Source organism: Ruegeria sp. AD2(2025), from assembly GCF_056542385.1.
Window position 1 is genome coordinate 294,797 of record NZ_JBQFZS010000004.1, and the last position, 18,047, is coordinate 312,843.

Consider the following 18,047-nt stretch of genomic DNA (forward strand, 5'->3'; position numbering starts at 1 on the left):
CTATCAGGCCGCCGGGGCCGGAGGGCGCAGGTCTTTTGCGGGCAGGTTCCCGGCCCCGGTCGGTTTTGCCTCGGCATCCACCCCCGAGCGTGCCACCTGAACCTGATTGCGCCCCTTGTCCTTGGCGACATAAAGCGCATCATCTGCAGCCCGCAACAGATCCTGCGGCATGGCCCCATGCACGGGGTAATGCGCCACCCCGACCGAGATGGTAATGCGCGGCAGCGACTTCTCTCCATACCGGACCGAGACCGCCTCAACCGCCTGCCGCACCTGCTCAGCGCGCGTCATGGCATCGTCGGGGCTGTTGTCGGGCAGGATCAGCATGAACTCCTCGCCGCCGATCCGGCAGGCGATCTCGTCCCGGTCGCAGCCCTGTTCCAACGCCGAGCCCACCGCGCGCAGGACCATGTCACCCGCGTCATGGCCGTGGGTGTCGTTGAACTTCTTGAAATGATCCACATCCACCGCGATCAGACTCAGCGGAGCCCCCGTCTGCTGGCTGCGGCTGATCGACTTGCGCAGCGTGTCGGTCATGTGGCGGCGGTTGAACAGCCCGGTCAGCGGGTCACGCACCGACTGGTCGTGCAACTGATCGCGCATCCTTACATTGGCGATTGCCATGCTGATCTGTTCGGCGCACAGCTGCGCCAGTTTCTTGCTGTCGTGAAATGCCTCACCGCTGCCCTCATGGGCGCGCAGATGCAGCAGGCCGACGGTCTCGCCATGGGCCAGAATGGGAAAGCAGAAATAGGGCCGCCCGTCATGCGGTTCCGCGTGTTCGCAGACAAAATCGATCTCGGACGCGCCGAATTCATATGTCCGCCCACGGCGCAGGCCCCAGCATCCCTCGGGATGAATATGTGCCTTGTGCGACCCGCCATTCCAACTGGCGCAACCATCCAGCACATCGCGCGAATTGGAATAGACGTACACGCTGCCCTCCGCCTCGGGCAGGATATGGGTCATGAAGCGCGACACCATGTCGAACAGCTCATCCAACGAGCGGCTGGATTGCAGCCATTCGTTCAGCTCTCCCAACAGCCGCACCTCGCGCGCCAGACGCAACTGATCGTCCATCAATGCGCGTTCCTTCGCGGCGCGGCCCCGCAGATCGCGAACCTGTTTGCGATTCGTCCGGTAGATCACCAGAATCACCGCCGTCAGCGCCATAAGGGCCACGCCGCACAGCACCGCCAGCGACCAGCGGACGCGGGTGATGAACAAATCACGCTGCGGCGTGATGTCCGAATAGAATTCGATCGCGCCCAGAAACTGACCGTCCTTGATGACCGGGGTATAAATCTCGGCCACGTGACAGGTTTTCTTGCCTGATCCCGCCATCACCTCGTGATTCAGGCCGCTGACTTCGGAAATCGGCTTTTCTTCGTGTTTGTAATATGAACCACCCGCGGCGACGATTTCGGTGAAATAGGGCTTGGAGTTAACTGTCCCGACATCCCCCGCGCGCGTTGACCAGAACACGCGGCCCTGACTGTCAAACAACTTAAACCGGTAGATGTCCGAGGTTTCAGGCAAAAGTTCCAGAAACTCTTCATCATGATCATCCAGAATGCCGTGTTTGAACGTCGCCTCGACATCGTGCAGATGGCTTGCCACCTGTTGGTTCAACTGCGCTGCGCGATGCCGCAGGTCCGATTCCAGCATCCGGTCGACCACCGGGGCCGGGATCGCGTAAATCCCCCAACCCGCCAGCGCCGTCAGCATCATCAGCATCACCGAGATGCCCGCAATTTTCAGGGCCGATGTCCGACCCGCCATGTCATTCTGTTTCATAACCCGCGCTCCCACAGCAATGGGATCAGGATGTTTGGCAAGGTTTGACAGAGGGTTAATGGCGTCGGGATGATTATCTAGAATTGAACGGATCACGAGGCAAATTCCTTGTGAACAAGGCGTGAACAAACCCTTTCCCTTCTCGCGCATCCGGCGTAGTTTGGACCCATGAGCAGTTTTGACGAAATGGACGCCTTCGAGGGCGCATCGCTGTCGGCGCGGGCGATGCCTGCGGCGTCTGCCGAATATCTGAACGACCTCAACCCGGCGCAGCGCGAAGCGGTCGAACGGCTGGATGGCCCGGTGCTGATGCTGGCGGGGGCCGGGACGGGCAAGACCAAGGCGCTGACCGCGCGGATCACGCATCTGCTCAGAACCCATCGGGTGCGCGAGAATGAGATTCTGGCGGTGACATTCACCAACAAGGCCGCGCGCGAGATGAAAGAGCGTGTGGGCCGGATGCTGGGTCGACCCGCCGAAGGGATGCCTTGGCTTGGCACGTTCCACGCGATCTGCGTCAAGCTACTGCGCCGTCACGCGGAACTGGTGGGGTTGAAGTCGAACTTCACCATTCTGGATACGGATGACCAGAAGCGCCTGCTGAAACAACTGACGCAGGCTGCCAATATCGACGACAAGCGTTGGCCTGCGCGGATGCTGGCTGGAATCATCGATGACTGGAAAAACCGCGCCCTGACGCCTAACAAGGTGCCCGCTGCGGATGCGGGGGCCTTTAACCACAAGGGCATCGAGCTTTACGCCCAATACCAAACCCGCCTGCGCGAGTTGAATGCGGTGGATTTCGGCGACCTGCTGCTGCACATGGTCACGATTTTCCAGACCCACCCGGATGTGTTGGAGCAATACCAGCGCTGGTTCCGCTACATCCTTGTGGACGAATATCAGGATACCAACGTCGCCCAATATCTCTGGCTGCGCCTGCTGGCCGGAGGACACAAGAACATCTGTTGCGTCGGCGATGACGACCAGTCGATCTATGGCTGGCGTGGGGCCGAGGTGGGCAACATCCTGCGGTTTGAGAAGGATTTTCCCGGTGCCTTCGTGGTGCGCTTGGAACAAAACTACCGCTCGACCCCACATATTCTGGCCGCGGCCTCGAATGTGATCCGCGGCAATGAAAGTCGCTTGGGCAAAGAGCTTTGGACCGACCGCGAAGAAGGCGAAAAAGTTCGTCTGATCGGCCATTGGGACGGCGAGGAAGAGGCGCGTTGGATCGGCGAGGAAATTGACGCGATGCAGGGCGGCACGCGCGGTGTGCGACCGATGAACCTTGATGAGATGGCGATTCTCGTCCGCGCCTCGCACCAGATGCGGGCGTTTGAGGATCGGTTTTTGACCATCGGTCTGCCGTATAAGGTGATCGGCGGCCCTCGGTTCTATGAGCGGATGGAGATCCGCGATGCCATGGCCTATTTCCGGCTGGTGGTCAGCCCCGAGGATGATCTGGCCTTCGAGCGGATCGTGAACACGCCCAAACGCGGCCTTGGCGACAAGGCGCAGCAGACGATTCAGGTGGTGGCGCGGGAAAACGGCGTGTCCTTGGTCGAGGGCGCGCGGATTGCGGTCGACAATGCTCTGATCAAAGGCAAAGGGGCCAAGGCGCTGCGCGAATTGATCGACGGGCTTGCGCGGTGGAATGCGATGACGCGCGGGCCTCGGATCGAGGTCGATGATGAGACGGTCATTGACGATGGCGTCTCACCCATCCGCTATGGCGAACCCGAGCATACGCATATCGAACTGGCGCAGATCGTGTTGGACGAATCCGGCTATACCGCCCATTGGCAGAACGAGAAGACACCCGAGGCACCGGGGCGGCTGGAGAACCTCAAGGAACTGGTCAACCAGTTGGACAATTTCGAGAACCTGCAAGGTTTCTTGGAACATGTCAGCCTGGTGATGGACAATGAGCAGGAGGGCGACGGGGCCAAGGTCTCGATCATGACGCTGCATGCGGCCAAGGGGTTGGAGTTTCCGGCCGTGTTCCTGCCGGGATGGGAAGATGGGTTGTTCCCGTCTCAGCGCTCCATGGACGAATCCGGGCTGAAGGGTTTGGAAGAGGAACGGCGGCTGGCTTATGTGGGCATCACCCGTGCCGAAGAGGTGTGTACCATTTCCTTCGCAGCAAACCGGCGGGTGTTCGGGCAATGGCAGAACTCCATGCCCTCGCGGTTCATCGACGAATTGCCCGAGGATCATGTTGAAGTGCTGACGCCTCCGGGGCTTTATGGCGGCGGACAAGTCACGACCAGCATCGAAACCCGCGCGGCGGAGGCGAATGTTTACAACTCGCCCGGCTGGAAGCGGATGCAGGCGCGGCAGGGGCAGTACGGGATGTCTCAGCCCCGCGAAAGCCGCAATACAGTGATTGATGCCACCGCCGTGGCCAGCTTCATGCTGGGCGAGCGGGTGTTTCACCAGAAATTCGGCTATGGCGCGGTAATCGGTATCGAAGGCGACAAGGTCGAGGTCGAATTCGACAAGGCCGGGGTGAAGAAGGTGGTCTCGCGGTTTCTGACGGCCAAGGACGACGTGCCGTTTTGACTTATTGCGAGGCTCTGCCTCGCGCTCCGAAGTATTTTTGAACAGAAGAAGCAGGGGGCGTTTGCGCCCTGTTTTTTGTTTCCGGGAAAGAGAAACGGCGGTTCCCAGGGAGGAGGAAGGGGAACCGCCGTTCTTTTCTACATCAGGGCAGGGAGGAGGAAGGCCCCGATGTATCCGAACCCGGGTCTGATCCCGGTATGAGCAAGACGCGGCGATGTCAGGGAGGAGGAGGACATCGCCGCGCGCTTTCAACATCGAGGCAGGGAGGAGGAAGGCCCCGATGTGTCAGGTTCCGGCGGTCAGGGCCGGTATAAGGTGCGGCAACGTCAGGGAGGAGGAGAGACGTTGCCGCTGAAATACAGGTCCGAAAAGGGAGGAGGACGGACCTGATCTCGGTATGTCGGTGCCGCGTTTACAGCGGCATCAGGTCGTCGGTGGCCTGAATGGCCAGCCGGCGGATCATCGAGCGGTGCAGGCCCAGATCACCCAGTTCGCGGTCGGACAGTTCCGACAGCTCGCTCACGGTCTGGCGATACAGGCGATAACGCGCGATCCGGGTCTTTGCGGTCTCGATCAGTGCCGCGATCCCCAGCGTGGGAACACCTTTCGCGGCGGTTTGTGTGCTTGCGACTGCCATTTTCATCATCCGTTCATTCTTGTGCTCGCCGGCATCGTCCGGCGCTTGGTTGAGAGTGAAAATAGGTAGATGCTGCAATTGCACAATAGCTCGTGTCGTCAATGCCGCTATGCAGCAAATGCATGGATTGTCACGCTTTTCGGAAGCGGCGGAATAATTGCCTTGAAAATATAGGTTTTTCGCCGCGGGCGGGTCTGCCGGTGTTGGCGGGGTTGTCGGGGCTGCCTGTCCTTTCAGCATGATTGGCGAAGGATTGGGCAGCTTGAGGCTGCATCCGCGGGCGCAAGCAATCCTCAGCAGCCGTTCCCCGGGGGTGCCGGGTTTCAGTATGGGAAAGCATGGGTCCACAGCGGGAGAGGGGTCAGAGAGGGGCGTGATTCGAGTGCGCTGGGAGGTATTTTGTGGGTTGTCAGGGAGCTTTGGGGCTAGAAGCAAGATTTATTGGGAAATTATGGGATAAGTATTTTGGTGAGATGTTTTCATATATATGGTGTTTTTGATCCCGCATTGATCAATTTATGGTGTCAGAATGGCAAAGTTGCTGCACTTTGATCTTGACTCGTGACCTGAATCAATCCTTGAGGCGCAAAATTTCTATTGCTTTCCATAAATTCCCATGGCATCCCTTAGATACCCGATGAGGGCGAGGACAGTTAAAGGGGCGCCAAACGACCCCGAACCAAAAGAAAAACAGGTTTCATACAGGCATCTCGCTTTCATCACTCAACAGATCCGGCGCGCGGGCGAGCAGACATCCCCCCAGGTGGCGCGCGCAGCTGGACATCCCGCTCAGCGGGTCAATGCGGCGGGTTGATCAGTGGCAGCAGATCAACCCGCCGTTTTTACTTCCGGGGGGAACGTGAATTTCAGGTGGGGCGCAAGCGAAAGGGACAGTCGTCTTGGCGCGCAGGTTTAGAGGCGAAAGCCAGCATAAGGTAGATACGAAGGGCAGGGTCTCGATCCCGGCCTCGTTTCGCCGTGTGCTTGAAGCGTCCGACCCCAACTGGCAGCCCGGTGACAATCCTGAACTGGTGATTGTCTATGGCGACCACCGCCGCAAATACCTTGAATGCTATACCATGCAGGCGATTGATGAGGTCGACGACAAGATCGACGCTCTGCCGCGTGGCTCGATGCAGCGCCGGATGCTGCAGCGGCTGTTCCATGGTCAGTCCTTCCCTACCAATGTTGATGAGACCGGTCGTCTGGTCCTGCCCGCCAAGCTGCGCACCAAGATCGGCCTTGAGGGCGAGGCATTCTTTATCGCCGCCGGGGACACCTTCCAGATCTGGAAGCCCGAGACTTACGAGGCCGATGAACTGGCCGCGACCGAGGAATGGCTCGACGATCTGCCCGAGGATTTCGATCCGATGCAGTATCTTGACGGCATCGGGGATGGGTGACGGCATGGCCGGCGCTCAGACCTCATCGAACCCTCACATCCCTGTTCTGTTGCGTCCGTTGCTGGCTGCCGTTGCACCTGTGTCGGGTGTCTGGCTGGACGGCACATTCGGCGCGGGCGGCTATACGCGGGGCCTGCTAGAGGCGGGGGCCGAGAGGGTCATCGGCGTCGATCGCGACCCGCTGGCCTTTGAAATGGCCGCCGATTGGGCCGGGGACTATGGCAACCGGTTGGTGATGCAGCAGGGTGTGTTTTCGCGCATGGATGAATATGCGCAGGACCTCGATGGCGTGGTGCTGGACCTGGGTGTCTCGTCCATGCAGCTGGATCAGGCCGAACGCGGGTTTTCTTTCATGAAGGATGGCCCACTGGACATGCGCATGAGCCAGCAGGGCGACAGCGCCGCTGATCTGGTCAATGCCGCGACCGAGGCGCAACTGGCTGATATCCTGTTTCATTTCGGCGAGGAACGCGCCAGTCGTCGAATCGCCAAGGCCATCGTCAAGGCGCGGGCCGAGGAACCGATCACCACGACTCTGCGTCTGGCTGAGATCATAGAATCCTGCCTTCCGCGCCCGAAGCCGGGCCAATCGCACCCGGCAACCCGCAGCTTTCAGGGGCTGCGCATCGCGGTAAACGCTGAATATGAAGAACTGTTTCAGGGGCTTATGGCCGCCGAACGCGCCTTGAAGCCCGGCGGGCAACTGGCCGTTGTGACCTTCCACTCCATCGAGGATCGGATGGTCAAACGGTTCTTCCAATCGCGCGCTGGCAAGACGGGCCGGGCCAACCGCTATGCGCCAGAGATGGAACAGGAACTGCCGCAATTCACACTCAAGACCCGCAAGGCCGTGGGTCCCGACGATCAGGAATTGCAGGAAAACCCGCGCGCGCGCTCGGCCAAGCTGCGGGTGGCGATACGCACTGAGGCTCCGGCGGGGGAAATTGAGGCCCGCGCCATCGGCATGCCGCAACTGGGGGGACGGGGAAGATGAAGAGTATATTGTATGTGTTGACGGCCCTTTCCGTCTTTGGGCTGGCGCTGTGGGCCTATCAGGAAAACTATCGCACCCAGCAGGTGTTGAAGGAAACGCAGTCGCTGCAGGGTCAGATTGGTGAGGCACAGGCGCGGTTGGCGGTGTTGAACGCCGAATGGGCCTATCTGAACCGGCCCGACCGTCTGCGCGAACTGGCCGATCTGAATTTCGAACGTCTGGGATTGCTGCCCCTTCGTGCAGAACAGTTTGGGCGTGCCGACCAGATCAGCTATGGCGAAGACCCCGACCTGCCCATCGTGGACCCGCTTGAACTGCAGGACATCACCGACGTTCAGGCGCTGGTGGAGGTGCAAGTCCCATGACCCGCACACCGCTCCGCCCGCTGGCCCGTATTCTGGATGCCCGTGCCAAGGGCGAAAACCCCAAGGCGATTGAACGCGAGAACATCCGCAAGCGCCACGAAGACATGAAAGACCGCGCCCGCGCCCGGGCCGAGGGCCGGTTGCTGGTGCTGGGCCTGTTCTTCTTCTGCGCCTTCTCGGTCGTGGGCTTCCGCATGGGCGTTCTGGCGACCTCCGAGGCGCAGGAGCCGCTGGCCAGCGCACCGGGGGCTTCCATCGCGATGCAGCGGGGCAATATCGTTGATCGTGAGGGCCGCATTCTGGCGACCAATCTGGACACCTATTCGGTCTACGCCCAGCCGCCCCTGATGATCGACCCGATTGCCGCTGCCGACCAACTGGTTGCGATCTTCCCCGATCTGGAAAAAGAACGTCTGGTCAAAGACTTCACCGGCAAGCGCAAGTTCCTGTGGATCAAGAAACGCATCTCGCCCGAGCAGAAGCAGGCCGTGCACGATATCGGTGATCCGGGCATCCTGTTCGGCCCCCGCGAAATGCGGCTTTATCCAAATGGCAAGCTGGCCGCGCATATTCTGGGCGGCTCGGGCTTTGGCCGCGAAGGTGTCAGTGCCGCTGAGGTGATCGGCGTGGCCGGTGTCGAGAAACAGTTCGACGATTATCTGCGCGACCCGGCCAATGGCAACAAGCCGCTGCAACTGTCGCTGGACTTGACCGTTCAGGCCGCCGTTGAGCAGGTGCTGTATGGCGGCATGAAGATCATGAACGCCAAGGGCGCGTCTGCGGTTCTGATGAATGCGCATACGGGTGAGGTGGTTTCCGCCGCCTCGCTGCCGTCTTTTGATCCCAACGACCGCCCACGCCCGCCGACCTCGGGCTTCGATCCCTCGGACAGCCCGCTGTTTAATCGCTATGTGCAAGGCGTGTATGAACTCGGTTCGGTGTTCAAAATCTTTACCGCAGCGCAGGCTGTGCAACTGGGTTTGGTGAATTCCAACACGATCATCGATACCTCCGGCCCGATGAAGATCGGTCGTTTCCCAATCGGCGAATTCAACGGCAAGAACTATGGCGAGATCAGCGTGGCTGATGTGATCGTCCACAGCTCGAACCGCGGTACCGGGCGGCTGGCGCTGCAGATCGGCGCGCAGCGGCAACAGGACTTTCTGAACGCGCTGGGCATGTTCGACCCGACCCCGTTCGAGATTGTCGAGGCCAAGGGTGGCCAACCGCTCAAGCCCAAGAAATGGGGTGAACTGAGCACCGTGACCATCTCCTACGGCCATGGCCTGTCGACCAGCCCGATGCATCTGGCCGCCGGGTATGCCGCGATTGCCAATGGCGGGCACTACGTCAGCCCGACCATCCTGCGCCGCAACGGTCCGCAATACGGCCCCCGCGTGATGTCCGAAAACACCGCCAAGCAAGCGCAGAACATGCTGCGCAAGGTGGTCACCGACGGCACCGCCAGCTTTGGCGATGTGGCGGGCTATGATGTCGCAGGCAAGACCGGCACCGCCGACAAGCCCAAACCGCGCGGTGGCTATTATGATGACAAGGTGATCGCCACCTTCGCCACCATCTTCCCGGCCTATGATCCGAAATACGTGCTGATCGTCACGCTGGATGAACCCTCGATCGTGGCCTATGGCGAAAAGCGCCGTACAGCGGGTTGGACGGCTGTGCCGGTTGCCGCCGAACTGATCGCGCGCATCGCGCCTTTGTTGGGTCTTCGACCCCGGCTTGAGCCTGAGGCGCGCGCTGCTATAACGCTGACCTCAAATTAGGCTGTCCGGCGAAAGGTGGGTCATGGGCGCAACGTCAAAGAAACTCAGCGAACTGGCCCTGACCGCACGGGGCGGGGCGAATCCTGACATCACCGGACTGGCGGTCGACAGCCGCGAGGTCAAAGACGGTTTCCTTTTTGCCGCGCTTCCCGGCACTCGCGTCCACGGCGGAGAGTTCATCCAATACGCCCTGCGCATGGGGGCCTCTGCTATCCTGACCGACGCAAAAGGGGCCGAGATCGCCGCCCAAGAACTGGTCGCCTCGGACGCCGCCCTGATTGTCACTGAAGACCCGCGACAGGCGCTGGCCGGAGCTGCCTCCCTGTGGTTCGGCGCGCAGCCGCAGACCATCGTCGCGGTCACCGGCACCAACGGCAAAACATCCGTCGCCAGCTTCGTCCGCCAGATCTGGACGGAACTGGACCTTGCGGCCGTTAACCTCGGCACCACCGGGGTCGAGGGCGCATGGACCGCCCCGCTGGCCCATACCACGCCCGAACCGATCACGCTGCACCGCTGTCTGGCTGAGGCCGCCGCGAATGGCGTGACCCATGCAGCGATGGAGGCCTCGTCCCACGGCCTCGAACAACGCCGTCTGGACGGGGTGCATCTGAGTGCCGCCGGATTCTCGAACTTCACGCAGGACCATCTGGATTACCACGACACGTTCGAGGCCTATTTCGCCGCCAAGGCCGGTCTGTTCGACCGGGTGCTGCCCGAGGACGGCGTCGCGGTGATCAACCTCAGCGATCCCAAGGGCGCGCAGATGCGCAAGATCGCCGAGGCGCGGGGGCAGAACATCCTTACCGTGGGGCTGGGGGCGGCGGATTTGTGCCTGCTGAATCAACGCTTTGACGCCACCGGACAGGACCTGCGCTTTTCGTGGAAAGGCAAGGTTCATCAAACCCGCCTGAACCTGATCGGCGGGTTTCAGGCTGAAAATGTCCTGCTGGCCTGCGGTCTGGTCATCGCTGCCGGAGAAGACCCCGACCGCGTGTTCGAAACCCTGCCGCACCTAACAACCGTCCGGGGCCGAATGCAGTTGGCCGCGACGCGCGAAAACGGCGCCGCGGTGTTTGTCGATTATGCCCACACACCTGACGCGGTCGCGACCGCGCTGAAGGCGATGCGCCCTCATGTCATGGGCCGCCTGATCGCCATCGTCGGGGCGGGCGGTGACCGTGACGCCACCAAACGCCCGCTCATGGGGCAGGCGGCGGCAGAAAACGCCGATCTGGTCTTTGTCACCGACGACAACCCGCGCAGCGAAGACCCGGCCACCATCCGCGCCGCCGTCATGCTGGGCGCGCCCGAGGCCACCGAAGTGGGCGACCGGGCCGAGGCCATCCTGCGCGGCATCGACGCTTTGCAACCGGGCGACGCGCTGCTGATCGCTGGCAAAGGCCATGAAACCGGCCAGATCGTCGGTGATCAGGTCCTGCCTTTTGACGATGTGGAACAGGCCAGCATCTCGGTCGCCGCATTGGACGGGAGGGTCGCATGACGCTCTGGACCGCAGCCGAGGCCGCCGAGGCCACCAAGGGTCGTGCGACCTCAGATTGGCAAGTGAACGGGGTCTCCATCGACACGCGCACTCTTCAACCCGGCGACCTGTTCGTTGCGCTCAAGGCCGCCCGCGACGGTCATGAATTCGTGGCGCAAGCGCTTGAGAAAGGCGCAGGGGCTGCTCTGGTCTCCCACATCCCCGAAGGTGTGTCCGAGGATGCACCGCTGCTGATCGTCGATGACGTGCTTAAAGGACTCGAGGCGCTGGGGCAGGCCGCCCGCGCCCGGGCGAATGCGCGCGTGGTGGGGGTGACCGGCAGCGTCGGCAAAACCTCGACCAAGGAAATGCTGGCCAGCATTCTGGAGACCCAGGGCAAAACCCATGCCAGCGTCGCCAGCTATAACAACCATTGGGGCGTGCCGCTGACGCTGGCCCGGATGCCGCGCGACACCGAATTCGCCGTGATCGAGATCGGCATGAATCACCCCGGAGAGATCGCCCCTCTGGCTCGTCAGGCGCAACCGCATGTGGCGCTGGTGACGACCGTCGCGGCGGTGCATCTGGAAGCGTTCGAGAACGTGGCAGGCATCGCCCACGAAAAGGCCGCGATCTTTGACGGGCTGACAACGGGCGGAGCGGCCATCGTCAATGCCGATATCGACCACGCCGACATCCTGCGCGACTGCGCGCAAGCCAAAGGCGCGAAGATCGTCGAATTTGGCCGTGCAGCACAGGATTATGCCCTGACCGAGGTGGTGCAGGGGCCGGACAACCTGCAGGCGCAGGGCTCTGTCGGTGGCAAGCCCATCCAATTCGAGGTGCAATCAGCGGGCACCCATTTCGCCATGAACGCACTGGGCGCTCTGGCGGCTTGTGTCGAGATGGGGGTCGATCTGGATCGGGCCATCGCGGGCCTGCGCTGCTGGTCTCCGGTCAAGGGGCGCGGCGTGCGCGAGGTGATCGCGCTGCCCGAGGGGCAGATCGAACTGCTGGACGACAGCTATAACGCCAACCCGACCTCGATGGAGGCCGCTTTGGACGTGCTGGCCGCATCCCAAGGCAAACGCAAGATCGCGTTTCTGGGTGATATGAAAGAACTGGGTGCGCAGGAACAGGCGATGCATGCCGCGATGGCGGATGTCGCGGCAATGGCGCAGGTCGATCAGGTCCATTGCATCGGCCCGCTGATGCAGGCGCTGCATCAGGCGCTGCCCGAGGGCAAACGCGGGCTCTGGACCGAGACCAGCGCCGAGATGGCCGCGCGCCTGCCCGAGTTGATCCGTGACGGTGATGCGGTGCTGGCGAAGGGCTCGCTCAGCATGGCATTGGCGCAGATTGTTGACGCTCTGCGGAAAATGGGGCAAGTGCGCGCGTGATCCATGCCCGGTGCGTAAGAAAGGTATTGGTATGCTTTATTGGTTAACCGCCCTGTCGGACGGAGGCGATTTCTGGAACCTCTTCCGCTATATCACCTTCCGCGCAGGGGGCGCCTTTCTGACCGCGCTGATCTTTGGGTTCCTGTTCGGCAAACCCCTGATCAACGTACTGCGCCGCAAGCAGGGCAAGGGCCAGCCGATCCGCGATGACGGGCCCGAGGCGCATTTCTCGAAGGCCGGAACGCCCACCATGGGCGGGTTGCTGATCGTGGGCGCGCTGGTGACCTCGACGCTGGTCTGGGCGCGGTGGGATAACCCCTATGTCTGGATGGTGCTGTTCGTGACACTGGCCTATGCGGCCATCGGCTTTGCCGACGATTATGCCAAGGTCTCGAAGCAGAACACCAAGGGCGTGTCGGGCAAGATGCGGCTGGCGCTGGGGATCATCATCGCTGTTCTGGCCTCGCTCTGGGCGACGCTGCACCATCCGGCGGATTTGCAGAACCAGCTGGCGCTGCCGGTGTTCAAGGATACGCTGATCAATCTGGGCCTGTTCTACATCCCCTTCGCGGTGATCGTGATCGTGGGGGCCGCGAATGCGGTGAACCTGACCGATGGGCTGGACGGGTTGGCCATCATGCCCGCGATGATCGCGGCCTCGACCCTTGGCGTGATCGCATATGCGGTGGGACGGGTCGATTTTACGGAATATCTCGACGTCCATTACGTGCCCGGCACGGGTGAGATCCTGATCTTTACAGCTGCATTGTTCGGCGGAGGGCTGGGGTTCCTGTGGTACAATGCTCCACCGGCTGCGGTGTTCATGGGTGACACCGGATCGCTGGCTCTGGGCGGCGCGCTGGGCGCAATTGCCGTGGCCACCAAGCACGAGCTGGTTCTGGCCGTGGTCGGCGGCCTGTTCGTGGTCGAAGCGCTGAGCGTCATTATTCAGGTGCTTTACTTCAAGCGCACGGGGCGGCGGGTGTTCCTGATGGCCCCAATCCATCATCACTATGAGAAAAAGGGCTGGGCCGAGCCCACCATCGTCATCCGCTTCTGGATCATCTCTCTGATTCTGGCGATGATCGGTCTGGCGACGCTGAAGGTCCGGTAACGCTCCCGCCGGGTTCGGAGGGCCTGCGGCCCCCCTCCCACCCGTTGGGCCCGGCTCGCGCTGTCGCGCGAGCCTGAACGCGCCCTTGCCTTTGGCAAATCCTTCGGTGCAGGGTGGCGCAGATTTCTAGACGATGAAGGTGGGCGGCATGATCCCGGTCAAAGGGTTTTCAGGGCAGAAGGTTGCAGTTCTGGGGCTGGGGCGGTCGGGCCTGACCACCGCGCGCGCGCTGCGCGCAGGCGAGGCCGAAGCGATCTGCTGGGATGACAACCCCGCCGCGCGTGAGGCTGCCGAGGATGAAGGCTTCACCTGCGCCGACCTGCGCCGTCACGGGGCCTTTGATGATATTGCCTCGCTAATCGTTTCCCCGGGCATCCCGCATCTTTATCCCACGCCCAATCCGGTTGTGGCTGCCGCTTTGGAGGCGGGCGTGCCGGTCGACAATGATATCGGTCTGTTTTTCCGCTCTTTCGCGGGGCCTGAATGGAACAATTACGACACCCCGCCGCGCGTCATCGCGGTGACCGGCTCGAACGGCAAATCCACCACCGCCGCGCTGATCCACCATATTCTGACCGAGGCGGGGCGCGACTCGCAACTGGCGGGCAATATCGGGCGCGGCGTTCTGGATATCGGCCCGGGCGGTGATGGCTCGGTCGTGGTGCTTGAACTCAGCAGCTATCAGACCGAACTGGCCCGCGCGCTGACCCCGGATGTGGCGGTATTCACCAATCTCTCGCCCGATCATCTGGATCGCCATGGCGGCATGGGCGGCTATTTCGCCGCCAAGCGCCGCCTGTTCGCCGAGGGCGGACCCGATCGCGCCGTGATTGGCATTGACGAGGCCGAGGGCGCGTTTCTGGCCGGGCAACTGGCCGAAGGCCCGACGGATGACCGGGTGATCCGCGTCTCGGTGGCCCGCAAGCTGACCGGGCCGGGCTGGCAGGTCTTTGCCCGCAAAGGGTACCTCGCGGAATATCGCAAGGGTCGTCAGGCGGGTTCCATCGACCTGCGCGGCATCAGGGGCTTGCCCGGCACGCATAACCATCAGAACGCCTGCGCCGCCTATGCTGCCTGTCGGTCTCTGGGCCTAGCGCCGCGGGTGATCGAGGATGCGCTGCACTCCTTCCCCGGCCTGCCGCATCGCAGTCAGATCATCGCCGAGGCGGGTGGCGTGACCTATGTGAACGACTCCAAGGCCACCAATGTCGACAGCGCCCTGAAAGCGCTGAGCGCGTTCAAACAGATCCGCTGGATCTGCGGCGGGCTTGAGAAAGAGGGCGGGTTGGAGGCCCTGAACGCCGCCGCCGACCACGTGATCAAGGCCTATGTCATCGGGCGCGAGGCTGCAGGGTTCGCCATGCAGCTTGAGCCGCAGGCGCAGGTCTGCACCACCATGGCCGAGGCCGTTGAACAGGCCATGGCGGACGCACAACCGGGCGAAACCGTCCTGCTGGCCCCGGCGGCGGCCAGTTTCGACCAGTATGACAATTTCGAACAGCGCGGCGATGATTTCGTGGCCGAGGTGCAAAAACGGCTCTGATCGCGTTGAATTTGCAATTGCCCGCCGGTTCGGCGAAGCTGCGGCCTATCTGCTTGACGTCCCACGCACATTGCTTTTTGCCTTTGGGAAATTCAACACGAGGTCATGACTATGCCAAATCGTAAACTATTGCTGATCGTTCCCGCCCTGCTTGCTGCCGGGGCCTGCACCAATACCGGTGCCAGCTATCAGCCCGTGATCGACGGGCCTGTGGGTCCGAACTACAACTCCGATCTGGCGCAATGCCAGCAACTGGCGGCGTCGCAGCCGGGCGTTGATGGCTCGACCGCGGGCAACGCCGCGATTGGGGCAGCCGGTGCCGCCGCCGTGACCGGCATCGTTCAGGACAGCAGCGACAATCTGGGCCGTGCGGCCGTTGCCGGTGCGCTGGTCGGCGCGGGCGCGGATGTGATCAACAAGAACCAGAACAAGGAAGTCATCGTGCGCAACTGTATGCGCGGACGTGGCTACAATGTTGTAGGCTAACGGCGTGCGATGGCGCATCCTGCGGCGTGGCCCGAGGACCACGCCCACTGGAAATTGTAGCCGCCCAGCCAGCCGGTGACATCTACCGCTTCGCCAATGACATAGAGGCCGGGGACATCCCTGGCCTCCATCGTTTTTGACGACAGATCATCGGTATCGATCCCGCCCAGCGTCACCTCGGCGGTGCGATACCCTTCGGTGCCCGAGGGCGTCAGCTCCCAGCTCGACAGTTCTGCGACCAGATCGGTCAGCGCCGCATCGGATTGATCCGCCAGATTGCCCGCCATCGGGATATGCTGGCCAAGATGTTCGACCAGCCGCGCAGGCAGATGCCGCGCCAGTTCCGTGGTCAGGGCTTTGCGCCCTCCGGCCCGACGCTGATCGCGCAGCAGGTCGAACAGGGGCAGATCGGGGATCAGGTTAACGCGGATCGCCTCACCCTCGCGCCAGTACGAGGACAGCTGCAACACCGCAGGCCCGCTCAGGCCGCGATGGGTGAACAGCAAAGCCTCGTCAAAGCTGGTGCGGTCATTCGCAAGGCGCGCGGGCAGGGACACGCCTGACAGGTCCTTGAACCGGCCCTCGGAAAAGGTGAACGGCACCAGCGCCGCCCGCGTCTCGGTCACCCGCAGCCCGAATTGCCGCGCGATATCATAGGCCAGCCCCGTCGCCCCCATCTTGGGGATCGACTTGCCGCCGGTGGCCAGCACCAGATTGCGGCAGCTCAGCGCCACGCGCTGCCCCTCACGCTCAACCTCCAACGCAAAGCCGCCCTCGGTCTTGCGCAGATCACGGACCGAGGTCTGCACCCACAGCGCGGCCCCCGTCTGCGCCATCTCGTCCAGCAGCATCTGAATGATCTGTTTCGAGGATCCGTCGCAGAACAACTGCCCCAGCGTCTTCTCGTGCCAGGCAATGCCGTGGCGATCCACCATTTCGATGAAATCCCACTGGGTATACCGCGCCAGCGCCGATTTGCAGAAATGCGGGTTTTGCGACAGGAAGTTGGCAGGCCCCGCATACATATTGGTGAAATTGCACCGCCCACCGCCCGAGATACGGATCTTCTCACCCGCCGCTTTCGCATGGTCGATCACCAGCACGCGCCCGCCGCATTGGGCCGCGCACATCATGCCAGCCGCTCCGGCGCCAAGGATGATCGTGTCGTAAGTCATGCCCCGCCCTTGGCCTGTTCCCGGCGCAATGGCAAGAGGCAGCGGCCCCCAATAGGGTGCGGATGCGCCACAGCGCCTGACGAAACCCGCCGGTGCCCTTGACCGAAAGACAAGCTGCCCCTAGCCATTTCCTAACGTTTCTTGCGTAATACACATGTGTTTTGTAATTTTGGTGGAGTTTCCCCACGATGCCGACAACAATCTTTGGTGCGTTCCGCAGCGACTCCACCCTGTCTGATGCCGGGGCCTCGTCGAATGTCGCGGGGTCGACTTTCCAGATTTCCGCCTACAGCCAGATCACCATCGAAGACGGTGCAAATGGCACGATCTTTGACGGCGACAGCGTCTCGAACGAAACCGCCAACGACCCGACCCAGACTTTTGATGGTGAGATCATCTATTGGGATTTCACCGTTTCAGTCACCGATGGCGTGAATACCTATCAGATCGGCCTGTTTGACTATGACATCGATGGCGATGGCAACTCGATCGGCGTGGATTCCGAGGATGGCTTCTTCATGGCCTTTCTCGGAGGCTCCGTCCCGCCGCTCAACACGACGCTGACGATCATCGATATCATCGACAATGGGCCTGACATTGATATCGACACCGCTGTGCCCTGTTTCGTTGCCGGAACCCGGATCGAAACGCCCGATGGTCCCCGCGCGGTCGAAACGCTGGCGGTCGGGGACGCGGTGATGACCCTTGATCACGGGCCGCAAGTGATCCGCTGGATCGGGTCGCGTGACCTGGACAGCATTGATCTGCAGGGCAAGCCCAGGCTGCGCCCGATCCGGATCGCCCGCGGCGCGCTGGGTGACGGGGTGCCGCGCAATGACCTGCGTGTCTCGCCGCAGCACCGGATGCTGGTGCGCTCGCCCATCGCCGTGCGCATGTTCTCGGCGCAAGAGGTCCTTGTTCCGGCGCATAAGCTGCTCGATCTGCCCGGTGTGTCCGAAGAGGCCGATGTGAACGCCGTCACCTATTTCCACATGCTGTTCGACCGGCACGAGGTGATCTTTGCCGAAGGCGCCCCGACCGAGAGCCTTTTTACCGGCCCCGAGGCCCTGAAAGGCGTCGGCGCAGACGCCCGCGCCGAGATCGAGGCGCTGTTCCCCGAGCTCACCTCGGACGACCACGCACCGCAACTTGCGCGACCGACACCGGATCGCGGCGGGCAGGTTCGCACGCTGGTTCGGCGTCATGTGAAGAACGGCAAGCCGCTTTTTGGCTGAATGAAGCCTCTGCATTCTGAGGGAAATCAAACCCCTATAGGGTGAAGTTGATCTGCGCGTTTCACA

Annotated in this window: 14 protein-coding genes; 11 read left to right on the top strand and 3 right to left on the bottom strand. The window is 62.1% G+C overall.

Annotated features, from left to right (window positions below; translation table 11 throughout):
- Nucleotides 1-3: 3 nt before the first annotated feature.
- Nucleotides 4-1,797: a sensor domain-containing diguanylate cyclase gene (locus tag ACR1XV_RS11115; protein WP_480531235.1), complete on the bottom strand. Its 1,794-nt coding sequence runs from the start codon at nt 1,795-1,797 to the stop codon at nt 4-6.
- Nucleotides 1,798-1,965: 168 nt separating this feature from the next.
- Here ACR1XV_RS11115 and ACR1XV_RS11120 point away from each other — a divergent pair, with 168 nt between their 5' ends.
- Complete coding sequence (locus tag ACR1XV_RS11120) at nt 1,966-4,362, top strand: ATP-dependent helicase (RefSeq protein ID WP_480531237.1); 2,397 nt, start codon at nt 1,966-1,968, stop codon at nt 4,360-4,362.
- Between the two features lie 412 nt (nt 4,363-4,774).
- On the opposite strand, the gene ACR1XV_RS11125 is transcribed toward ACR1XV_RS11120, so the two are convergent.
- Nucleotides 4,775-4,999 (bottom strand): DUF1127 domain-containing protein, encoded by a 225-nt coding sequence (locus ACR1XV_RS11125; protein ID WP_480531239.1) that lies wholly within the window; start codon nt 4,997-4,999, stop codon nt 4,775-4,777.
- Between the two features lie 899 nt (nt 5,000-5,898).
- Between ACR1XV_RS11125 and mraZ the strand changes: the two genes are divergently transcribed.
- The 9 genes from mraZ (at nt 5,899) to ACR1XV_RS11170 (ending at nt 15,571) form a co-directional block, all read left to right on the top strand.
- Entirely contained in the window at nt 5,899-6,402 is a 504-nt protein-coding gene (mraZ, locus tag ACR1XV_RS11130; protein WP_480531241.1) for a division/cell wall cluster transcriptional repressor MraZ, read from the top strand.
- Nucleotides 6,403-6,406: 4 nt separating this feature from the next.
- On the top strand, nt 6,407-7,396 hold the full coding sequence (gene rsmH / locus ACR1XV_RS11135; RefSeq protein WP_480531243.1) for a 16S rRNA (cytosine(1402)-N(4))-methyltransferase RsmH: 990 nt from the start codon (nt 6,407-6,409) through the stop codon (nt 7,394-7,396).
- On the top strand, nt 7,393-7,761 hold the full coding sequence (gene ftsL, locus ACR1XV_RS11140) for a cell division protein FtsL (RefSeq protein ID WP_480531245.1): 369 nt from the start codon (nt 7,393-7,395) through the stop codon (nt 7,759-7,761). The genes rsmH and ftsL overlap by 4 nt, the downstream gene beginning before the upstream one ends.
- Nucleotides 7,758-9,545 (top strand): peptidoglycan D,D-transpeptidase FtsI family protein, encoded by a 1,788-nt coding sequence (locus ACR1XV_RS11145; protein WP_480531247.1) that lies wholly within the window; start codon nt 7,758-7,760, stop codon nt 9,543-9,545. The genes ftsL and ACR1XV_RS11145 overlap by 4 nt, the downstream gene beginning before the upstream one ends.
- A gap of 22 nt (nt 9,546-9,567) precedes the next feature.
- Complete coding sequence (locus ACR1XV_RS11150; protein WP_480531249.1) at nt 9,568-11,049, top strand: UDP-N-acetylmuramoyl-L-alanyl-D-glutamate--2,6-diaminopimelate ligase; 1,482 nt, start codon at nt 9,568-9,570, stop codon at nt 11,047-11,049.
- Nucleotides 11,046-12,428, top strand: coding sequence for a UDP-N-acetylmuramoyl-tripeptide--D-alanyl-D-alanine ligase (locus tag ACR1XV_RS11155; RefSeq protein WP_480531251.1), 1,383 nt, complete (start codon nt 11,046-11,048; stop codon nt 12,426-12,428). Before ACR1XV_RS11150 ends, ACR1XV_RS11155 begins: the two co-directional genes overlap by 4 nt.
- A 31-nt stretch (nt 12,429-12,459) precedes the next feature.
- The gene (gene mraY / locus ACR1XV_RS11160) at nt 12,460-13,542 is read left to right on the top strand and encodes a phospho-N-acetylmuramoyl-pentapeptide-transferase (RefSeq protein WP_480531253.1); all 1,083 of its coding nucleotides are present in this window, start codon (nt 12,460-12,462) and stop codon (nt 13,540-13,542) included.
- Nucleotides 13,543-13,690: 148 nt separating this feature from the next.
- The gene (gene murD, locus ACR1XV_RS11165) at nt 13,691-15,085 is read left to right on the top strand and encodes a UDP-N-acetylmuramoyl-L-alanine--D-glutamate ligase (protein ID WP_480531255.1); all 1,395 of its coding nucleotides are present in this window, start codon (nt 13,691-13,693) and stop codon (nt 15,083-15,085) included.
- Between the two features lie 111 nt (nt 15,086-15,196).
- Nucleotides 15,197-15,571: a glycine zipper family protein gene (locus tag ACR1XV_RS11170; RefSeq protein ID WP_480531257.1), complete on the top strand. Its 375-nt coding sequence runs from the start codon at nt 15,197-15,199 to the stop codon at nt 15,569-15,571.
- Here ACR1XV_RS11170 and ACR1XV_RS11175 read toward each other — a convergent pair.
- Entirely contained in the window at nt 15,568-16,746 is a 1,179-nt protein-coding gene (locus tag ACR1XV_RS11175) for a BaiN/RdsA family NAD(P)/FAD-dependent oxidoreductase (protein ID WP_480531259.1), read from the bottom strand. The two genes, ACR1XV_RS11170 and ACR1XV_RS11175, sit on opposite strands and share 4 nt — an antisense overlap.
- Nucleotides 16,747-16,934: 188 nt before the next feature.
- On the opposite strand from ACR1XV_RS11175, the gene ACR1XV_RS11180 reads away from it, so the two are divergent.
- On the top strand, nt 16,935-17,981 hold the full coding sequence (locus ACR1XV_RS11180; protein ID WP_480531261.1) for a Hint domain-containing protein: 1,047 nt from the start codon (nt 16,935-16,937) through the stop codon (nt 17,979-17,981).
- Nucleotides 17,982-18,047 lie beyond the last annotated feature (66 nt).

Bases quoted from the DNA above. Each gene is read 5' to 3' on its own strand.
- ACR1XV_RS11115 (WP_480531235.1), bottom strand. From the start codon at position 1,797: ATGAAACAGAATGACATGGCGGGTCGGACATCGGCCCTGAAAATTGCG.
- ACR1XV_RS11120 (WP_480531237.1), top strand. From the start codon at position 1,966: ATGAGCAGTTTTGACGAAATGGACGCCTTCGAGGGCGCATCGCTGTCG.
- ACR1XV_RS11125 (WP_480531239.1), bottom strand. From the start codon at position 4,999: ATGGCAGTCGCAAGCACACAAACCGCCGCGAAAGGTGTTCCCACGCTG.
- rsmH (WP_480531243.1), top strand. From the start codon at position 6,407: ATGGCCGGCGCTCAGACCTCATCGAACCCTCACATCCCTGTTCTGTTG.
- ftsL (WP_480531245.1), top strand. From the start codon at position 7,393: ATGAAGAGTATATTGTATGTGTTGACGGCCCTTTCCGTCTTTGGGCTG.
- ACR1XV_RS11145 (WP_480531247.1), top strand. From the start codon at position 7,758: ATGACCCGCACACCGCTCCGCCCGCTGGCCCGTATTCTGGATGCCCGT.
- ACR1XV_RS11150 (WP_480531249.1), top strand. From the start codon at position 9,568: ATGGGCGCAACGTCAAAGAAACTCAGCGAACTGGCCCTGACCGCACGG.
- ACR1XV_RS11155 (WP_480531251.1), top strand. From the start codon at position 11,046: ATGACGCTCTGGACCGCAGCCGAGGCCGCCGAGGCCACCAAGGGTCGT.
- mraY (WP_480531253.1), top strand. From the start codon at position 12,460: ATGCTTTATTGGTTAACCGCCCTGTCGGACGGAGGCGATTTCTGGAAC.
- murD (WP_480531255.1), top strand. From the start codon at position 13,691: ATGATCCCGGTCAAAGGGTTTTCAGGGCAGAAGGTTGCAGTTCTGGGG.
- ACR1XV_RS11170 (WP_480531257.1), top strand. From the start codon at position 15,197: ATGCCAAATCGTAAACTATTGCTGATCGTTCCCGCCCTGCTTGCTGCC.
- ACR1XV_RS11175 (WP_480531259.1), bottom strand. From the start codon at position 16,746: ATGACTTACGACACGATCATCCTTGGCGCCGGAGCGGCTGGCATGATG.
- ACR1XV_RS11180 (WP_480531261.1), top strand. From the start codon at position 16,935: ATGCCGACAACAATCTTTGGTGCGTTCCGCAGCGACTCCACCCTGTCT.